We start from the raw sequence: 6154 nt of genomic DNA on the forward strand, positions 1-6154 counted from the left end.
GCCCGCGACCGAACCGCCGGCCGCCGCCGCCGCGGAACCGGCCGCGAGCTCGCTGCCCCCGGCGGGGCTGCCCCCGGCCGGGCCGCCGCCGAACGTGCCGCCGTCCCCGCCGCGCACCAGCGTGGACTCCATGCAGGAGACCCATCCGGTCGGCGCGCCACTGCCGCCCGCGCCGCCGAAGCGGCCGCACTCCGCACCGCACGGTTCGCGACCGCGCCGGAGCCTGGTCGTGCTCGCCGCGGGGGTCCTCGGCGCGTCCGCCCTGTTCGGCGTGCTGAGCCTGCGGTCGGACGACGGAGACCCGGGTCATCCGTCCGGGGCGGCGGCGATCGCGGACGGCACCGGCGTCGAGCCCCCGGAGGCCGAGGAGGAGATCTTCGAAGACGACTTCGACGACGAGACCTCCGGCTGGAAGACGGCCGCGGCCCCGGTCTGGGACGCGTCCTACCGCGACCGCAAATACGAGCTGCACGTGCTGGCCTCGTCCAAGCGGACCGTCGCCGACGCGCCCGTGGAGGACGTCCCCGCCTCGCAGCTCATGGAGGTGGAGGTCGAGCACACCGGAGGCCAGGGCGGCGAAGCGGGCCTCTACTGCCACGGGCAGGGCGACGGCTACGCGTTCCTCCTCCGCGACGACGGCCGGGCCCGGATCGCGCGGATCGACGGCTCCACGCTGACCGACCTGGCGACCGGCACCGCCACCGACCTCGACGACGACACCCGGCTGCAGGCCGCCTGCGTCGAGGACGGGTCGCGCCTGAGCCTCGGCATGTGGGTCGACGGCGAGCACGTCGCGAGCACCGCCGCCGAGGCCCCGGACGGGGACGCCGAGCCGAGCGGGCTGATCGCGTACCGTCCCGACGGCGCCACCGGCGACCCGGAGGCGACGTTCGACGACTTCGCCCTCTGCTCCGTCTAGCCCCCGCTACTCCTTGCGGCCGGTCGCGGCGACGGTGACGCCGAGCCCGATCATCATCAGGCCGCCGGTGCCGCCGACCGCCGCGAGGCGGCGCGGCGAGCCGGCGAACCAGCCGCGGGCCGCCCCGGCGGCGACGCCCCACACGCTGTCGCTCAGCAGCGCGATCACCGCGAAGATCAGCCCGAACACCATCATCTGCAGGGCCGCATGACCGTTCTCGCGCACCACGAACTGGGGCAGGACCGCCGCGAAGAACACCGTCGTCTTCGGGTTGGTGATGCCGACCACGAAACCCTGGACGAGGGCCCGGCCGCCGCCGTACTCCCCCGCGTCCCGTCCGGCCGCGTCCTGGAGCGAGCGCCGGTGCCGGATGGCTTGGACCCCGAGGTAGACGATGTAGACCGCGCCGACGGTCTTCAGCACGGTGAACACCACCGCGGAGCGTTCCACGACGGAGCCGATGCCGACCGCGACGGCGGCCGTCAGCACCAGCGCGGCCAGCACGCCGCCGACGACGCCGGCGAGGGCGGTGCGGCGGCCGTGCGCCAGCGCGCGGCCCACGACGAACAGCACGGACGGGCCGGGGATCACGATGATGGCGAACGCCATCGCGGAGAAGGCGAGCGCCTGATGGATCGACACCATGCCCGCACTCTAGGGCACGGTCCCCGGTCTCTCACGGTCGTTTTCCGGCCGCGCGGCGGGCGCGGCGCGGTGGCCTGGTCCGGCCGGACGAAGATCGTGACGCGGGTCACGGCGGCGCTTAGGCTCCGATCATGACCGCTTCGGCACCCGCGGCGTCCGAACCCGTCCAGACCGGGGGCCACGCCGGTCCGCCCGCGGTCGCCTGGCGGCCGGTGCTGCTGATCGCCGGGGCGCTGGGCGTCGTACTGCTCGCCGTCAGCGCCCGCTACGGCTACCACCGCGACGAGCTGTACTTCCGCGTCGCCGGCCGGCACCCGATGTGGGCCTACCCGGACCAGCCGCCGGTGGTGCCGCTGCTCGGCCGGGCGGTCACCGCGGTGTTCGGCGACTCGCTCGTCGCGCTGCGCGTCCCGGCCGCGCTGTTCTCCGCCGCCGGCGTGGTCGTCGCCGCGCTGACCGCCCGCGACATGGGCGGCGGGCGGCGGGCGCAGCTCCTCACCGCCGGGGCCTACGCCGTCTGCCCGTTCGTCGTCGCGGCCGGCCACCTGTTCTCCACCGCGACCCTCGACCTGCTGCTGTCGGCGACGCTCGTGTGGCTGGCCGTCCGGTGGGTGCGGACCCGCGACCAGCGGCTGCTCCTCACCGCCGGTGCCGTGGCCGCCTTGGCGCTGAACGTCAAGTACCTGGCCGCGTTCCTGCTGGCCGGGATCGTCGCCGGGCTGCTGATCTCGGGGCCGCGGGAGTTCCTGCGGCGGCCGGCGTTCCCCGCCGCCGTGCTGATCGCCGCCGCCGCGGCCGTCCCCGGGCTGCTGTGGCAGGCCGACCACGGGTGGCCGCAGCTCGACATGGCGGACGCCATCGCCGGCAAAGGCGACTTCGGCGGCCGGCCCGGGCTCATCCCGTTCCAGATACTGCTGACCGGGGTCGTGCTGTCCTGGCTGTGGATCTACGGGCTGTGGCGGACGTTCCGGTCGGACGACCTGCGCCCGTTCCGGTTCGTCGGCCACGCGTACCTGCTGCTGACCGTCCTGTTCCTCGTCACGGCCGGGAAGCCGTACTACCTCGCGGGCCTGTGGGCGGCGCTGTTCGCCGCCGGGGCCGTGGAGATCGAGCGGAACGGCGCCCCGCGCGGCTGGGGGTGGGTGCCGACCGTCCCGGTGTACGCGGTCACCGCCGTCACGACCGTGCTGCTCACGCTGCCCGTCTACCCGGTGAAGTGGCTGGCCGACACCCCGCAGCCCGCCGTCAACGCGGACGCGGCGGAAACGGTCGGCTGGCCACGGTTCGCCGAGCAGGTCGCGGACGCCTACCGTTCGCTGCCGTCCGGCGAACGGGACAGGGCCGTGATCGTCGTCAGCAACTACGGCGAGGCCGGCGCGCTCGACAAGTACGGCCCGGACCTCGGCCTGCCCCGCGCGTACAGCGGCCACAACGGCTACTGGCACTTCGGGCGTCCCCCGGAGACCGGCGGCCCGGCGGTCGTCGTCGGTCCCGAGACCACGGCGGGCGCGGCCTACCTGCGGCGGTTCTGGACGGACGTGCGGCCCGTCGGACGCATCGACAACGGCGTCGGCCTCGACAACCAGGAACAGGGCAAACCGATCTGGATCTGCCGCGGGCAGCGCGCCCCGTGGGCGGAGCTTTGGCCGCAGCTGAAGACGCTGTCCTGACCGTCAGAGGGCGGCCAGGGGGGTCAGGGGGCGAGGACGTCCCAGGTGCCGCCCCGGCGGACCAGCAGGTCGTGGGTGAGGAGGCTTCCGGCGGGCACGTCCCACGCCGGGTCGCCGCCCTCCCCGCGGTCTTCGGCCCACACCTGCTGGACGGCCCAGCGGAGCTTGTCGACACCGTCCGGATGGCCGGTGCCGGACGCGACGAACACGTCCCGCGCCGGGGCCGCCACGACGAGGTCGCCCTCCACGTCCTGCGCGAGCTTCTCCAGGAAGCCCTCGTCCAGCAGCAGGCCCGCCTCCAGGCTCCCGCGGGCCGCGCCCGCTCCGCCGAGGGACACGGTCACCGCGCGGACGTCCGGGTACCAGCTGAGGCTCAGCTCGGGCCGCAGGTCACGCAGGTTGATCACCGCGCGGCGGCGCAGCTCGCCGGGCGGCACGCCCAGCTCGGCGCAGTGCCGGGGGGCCACATGCTCGTAGCGCCGGCCGGCCGGGGCCGCCTCGTCGGCGATCTCCAGCGCGTAGCTCACGTACAGGTCCCCGGCGAACGGGTCGCGGATCGGGTCCTCCTCCGGAGGCAGCGGGAACTCCAGCTGGATCTCGGCCGGCACCCGCGCTTTCATCAGCGGGACGATCAGCCTGGACCGCGGATCGGTCACGGGACGTTCCTCCTGGTGCCTGGTGCGGCCGGTGCCATCGAAGGGATCACCCTACCGCCGTACCGGGGCCGCCCGCCGGGTCCGGCGCCCCGCCGGGCGGGACGACGGGCAGGCCGCGCGGCGCGCCCCGCTCGATGATCCGCCAGACGGCATCGGTGTCGAGATGCTCCTCCACGAGGTCGCCGAGCGTGTCGAGAGTCGCCTCCCGGAGGGCTGCGAACGACACGTCCGGGGCGGGGGTGAAATCGCGTCCGCTCACGCTCGCCACATCGCGCAGGAAAGCACGCCTGAAAGCGTCGTTCTCCATGATGCCGTGCCAGGTCGTCCCCCAGACGGCGCCTTTCCGGCACCCGTCGAGGAACGGTTCCCCTTCCGCTGTGACAACGCCATGGTGGATCTCGTACGCGTGGACGTCCTCCCCGTAGGCACGCCCTTTCGGTCGCCCGAGCACCTTCTCCTCGCCGAACACGACCCGCGCCGGAAGCAGCTCGAGGCCCTCGACAGGCCCCGCCCCGGATTCGACACGGTCGACGATCTCTTCGGCGAGCATCTGGTAGCCGCCGCAGATACCGAGCACCGGTTGTTGTTGCTTCGCCCGCCTCTCGATCTCCTCGGCCATTCCCCGCTCACGCAGCCACGCCAGATCGTTCACCGTGGCCCGCGTGCCCGGAAGGATGACCAGGTCGGCCTCGGCCAGATCTCCGACGCTCGCCGCATAGCGGACGATGACACCCGGCTCGCAGGCCAGCGCGTCCAAGTCCGTGAAATTCGAGATGCGCGGGAATCGCACCACCGCTATCCGCAGCGTCTCCCTGCCGACCGGCCCTTCGGCACCGGGGCGCGGCGCGTCCAATGCCAGGGTGTCCTCGGAATCGAGATACAGCCCGAGCGTCCACGGCAGGACCCCGAGTGTCGGACGCCCGGTCAGCGCCATGAGCTGTCCGAGCCCCGGCTCCAGCAATTCTCTGGCGCCCCGGAACTTGTTGATGACGAAACCCGCGATCAGCGCCTGATCCTCGGGTTCGAGCAAAGCCACCGTCCCGTACAGCGACGCGAAGACGCCACCGCGATCGATGTCGCCCACCACGATGACCGGCAGGCCGGCGGCCCTTGCGAACCCCATGTTCACGATGTCGCCGCCCCGCAGGTTTATTTCAGCGGGACTGCCGGCCCCTTCGCAGATCACCACGTCGTACTCATCGCGCAACTTCGCGAAACTGTCCTGCACAACGGCGTGGAGCCACTTCTTGCGCTCCCCGTACTGCAGCGCGTCGACCTCCGCCACCGGCCGCCCCAGGACAACGACCTGGCTGCGCCGATCGCTCCCCGGCTTGAGCAGCACCGGATTCAGCACGGCCGCCGGCTCGATTCCGGCCGCCTGCGCCTGCATGTACTGCGCCCGCCCGATCTCCGCCCCATCGCCGGTGACCATCGAGTTCAGCGACATGTTCTGGGCCTTGAACGGCGCGACCTTCACTCCCCTCCTGGCGAGCCACCGGCACAGCCCCGCCGTGACGACGCTCTTACCTGCGTCGGAGGTGGTCCCCGCGACCAGAAGCCCCGTCACCGGAGGACCCAGATCACGGCCGCCGCCGCAGCCGTCACCGCCGCGGAAAGCCGCACGGCCCGGCGGATGTCCCGCACTTCGGGGGCCCGGCCGTCGCCCATCTCGGGGCGCCTTTCGACCCGTCCCCCATACTCGTTCACGCCCCCGAGCCGCACCCCGAGAGCCCCGGCGAAGGCGGCCTCGCAGCGTCCGGCATTGGGACTCGGATGCTTGCCGCCGTCCCGCAAAAGCACCCGCCAAGCACTTCCCCCCGAGCACAGCGCGACCAATCCCCCGGTCACCCGCGCAGGAACCCAATTGACGGCGTCGTCCAGCCTCGCCGCAGCCCAGCCGAACCGCTCGTACCGCGGATTCCGGTACCCGACCATCGCATCGAGCGTGTTGACCGCCCGATACATCAGCAGCCCCGGGACACCCGCCACGGCGCCCCAGAACAACGGCCCAATGGCCGCGTCCGACGTGTTCTCCGCCACCGACTCGACAACGGCCCGCGTCACCCCTCCGGCATCGAGCCCCCGCGGATCGCGAGCGCACAAATGAGGAAGCCTCTCCCGGGCCGCGTCCAGATCCCCCCGCTCCAGAAATCGGGCCATGACAAGCCCTTCACGCCCAAGAGACGTCCCACCCAGCACAGCCCAAGTGACCGCAGCGGTAGCCAGCCCATGCCCAATACGCCCCCGCGCGACCCGCTCAATAC

The 6154-nt window shown here is 73.0% G+C and carries 6 protein-coding genes; 2 read left to right on the forward strand and 4 right to left on the reverse strand.

Annotated elements, in window-relative coordinates; all coding sequences use genetic code 11:
* The first annotated feature begins 130 nt into the window (after positions 1–130).
* Entirely contained in the window at positions 131–919 is a 789-nt protein-coding gene (locus E1200_RS30185; RefSeq protein WP_165950524.1) for a hypothetical protein, read from the forward strand.
* 6 nt (positions 920–925) lie between these two features.
* Here the strand turns inward: E1200_RS30185 and E1200_RS30190 are convergent, their stop codons facing one another.
* Positions 926–1564, reverse strand: coding sequence for a LysE family translocator (locus E1200_RS30190; RefSeq protein ID WP_131955511.1), 639 nt, complete (start codon positions 1562–1564; stop codon positions 926–928).
* A 131-nt stretch (positions 1565–1695) separates the two neighbouring features.
* Between E1200_RS30190 and E1200_RS30195 the strand changes: the two genes are divergently transcribed.
* Entirely contained in the window at positions 1696–3234 is a 1539-nt protein-coding gene (locus tag E1200_RS30195; protein ID WP_131955513.1) for a glycosyltransferase family 39 protein, read from the forward strand.
* A gap of 23 nt (positions 3235–3257) precedes the next feature.
* On the opposite strand, the gene E1200_RS30200 is transcribed toward E1200_RS30195, so the two are convergent.
* From E1200_RS30200 to cbiB, 3 genes are all read right to left on the reverse strand, one after another.
* Positions 3258–3890 carry a DUF1444 domain-containing protein gene (locus E1200_RS30200; protein ID WP_243708950.1) on the reverse strand — a complete coding sequence of 211 codons (633 nt, stop codon included), beginning with the start codon at positions 3888–3890 and terminating at the stop codon, positions 3258–3260.
* A 46-nt stretch (positions 3891–3936) separates the two neighbouring features.
* Positions 3937–5457 (reverse strand): cobyric acid synthase, encoded by a 1521-nt coding sequence (locus E1200_RS30205; protein ID WP_131955515.1) that lies wholly within the window; start codon positions 5455–5457, stop codon positions 3937–3939.
* A partial coding sequence (gene cbiB, locus E1200_RS30210) for an adenosylcobinamide-phosphate synthase CbiB (protein WP_131955517.1) occupies positions 5454–6154 on the reverse strand: 701 nt, incomplete at its 5' end. The genes E1200_RS30205 and cbiB, both read right to left, overlap by 4 nt.

Source organism: Actinomadura sp. GC306, from assembly GCF_004348665.1.
Lineage (GTDB): Bacteria > Actinomycetota > Actinomycetes > Streptosporangiales > Streptosporangiaceae > Spirillospora.

Coding starts and splice junctions, on each gene's coding strand:
- E1200_RS30185 (WP_165950524.1), top strand. CDS start 131: ATGCAGGAGACCCATCCGGTCGGCGCGCCACTGCCGCCCGCGCCGCCG.
- E1200_RS30195 (WP_131955513.1), top strand. CDS start 1,696: ATGACCGCTTCGGCACCCGCGGCGTCCGAACCCGTCCAGACCGGGGGC.
- E1200_RS30190 (WP_131955511.1), bottom strand. CDS start 1,564: ATGGTGTCGATCCATCAGGCGCTCGCCTTCTCCGCGATGGCGTTCGCC.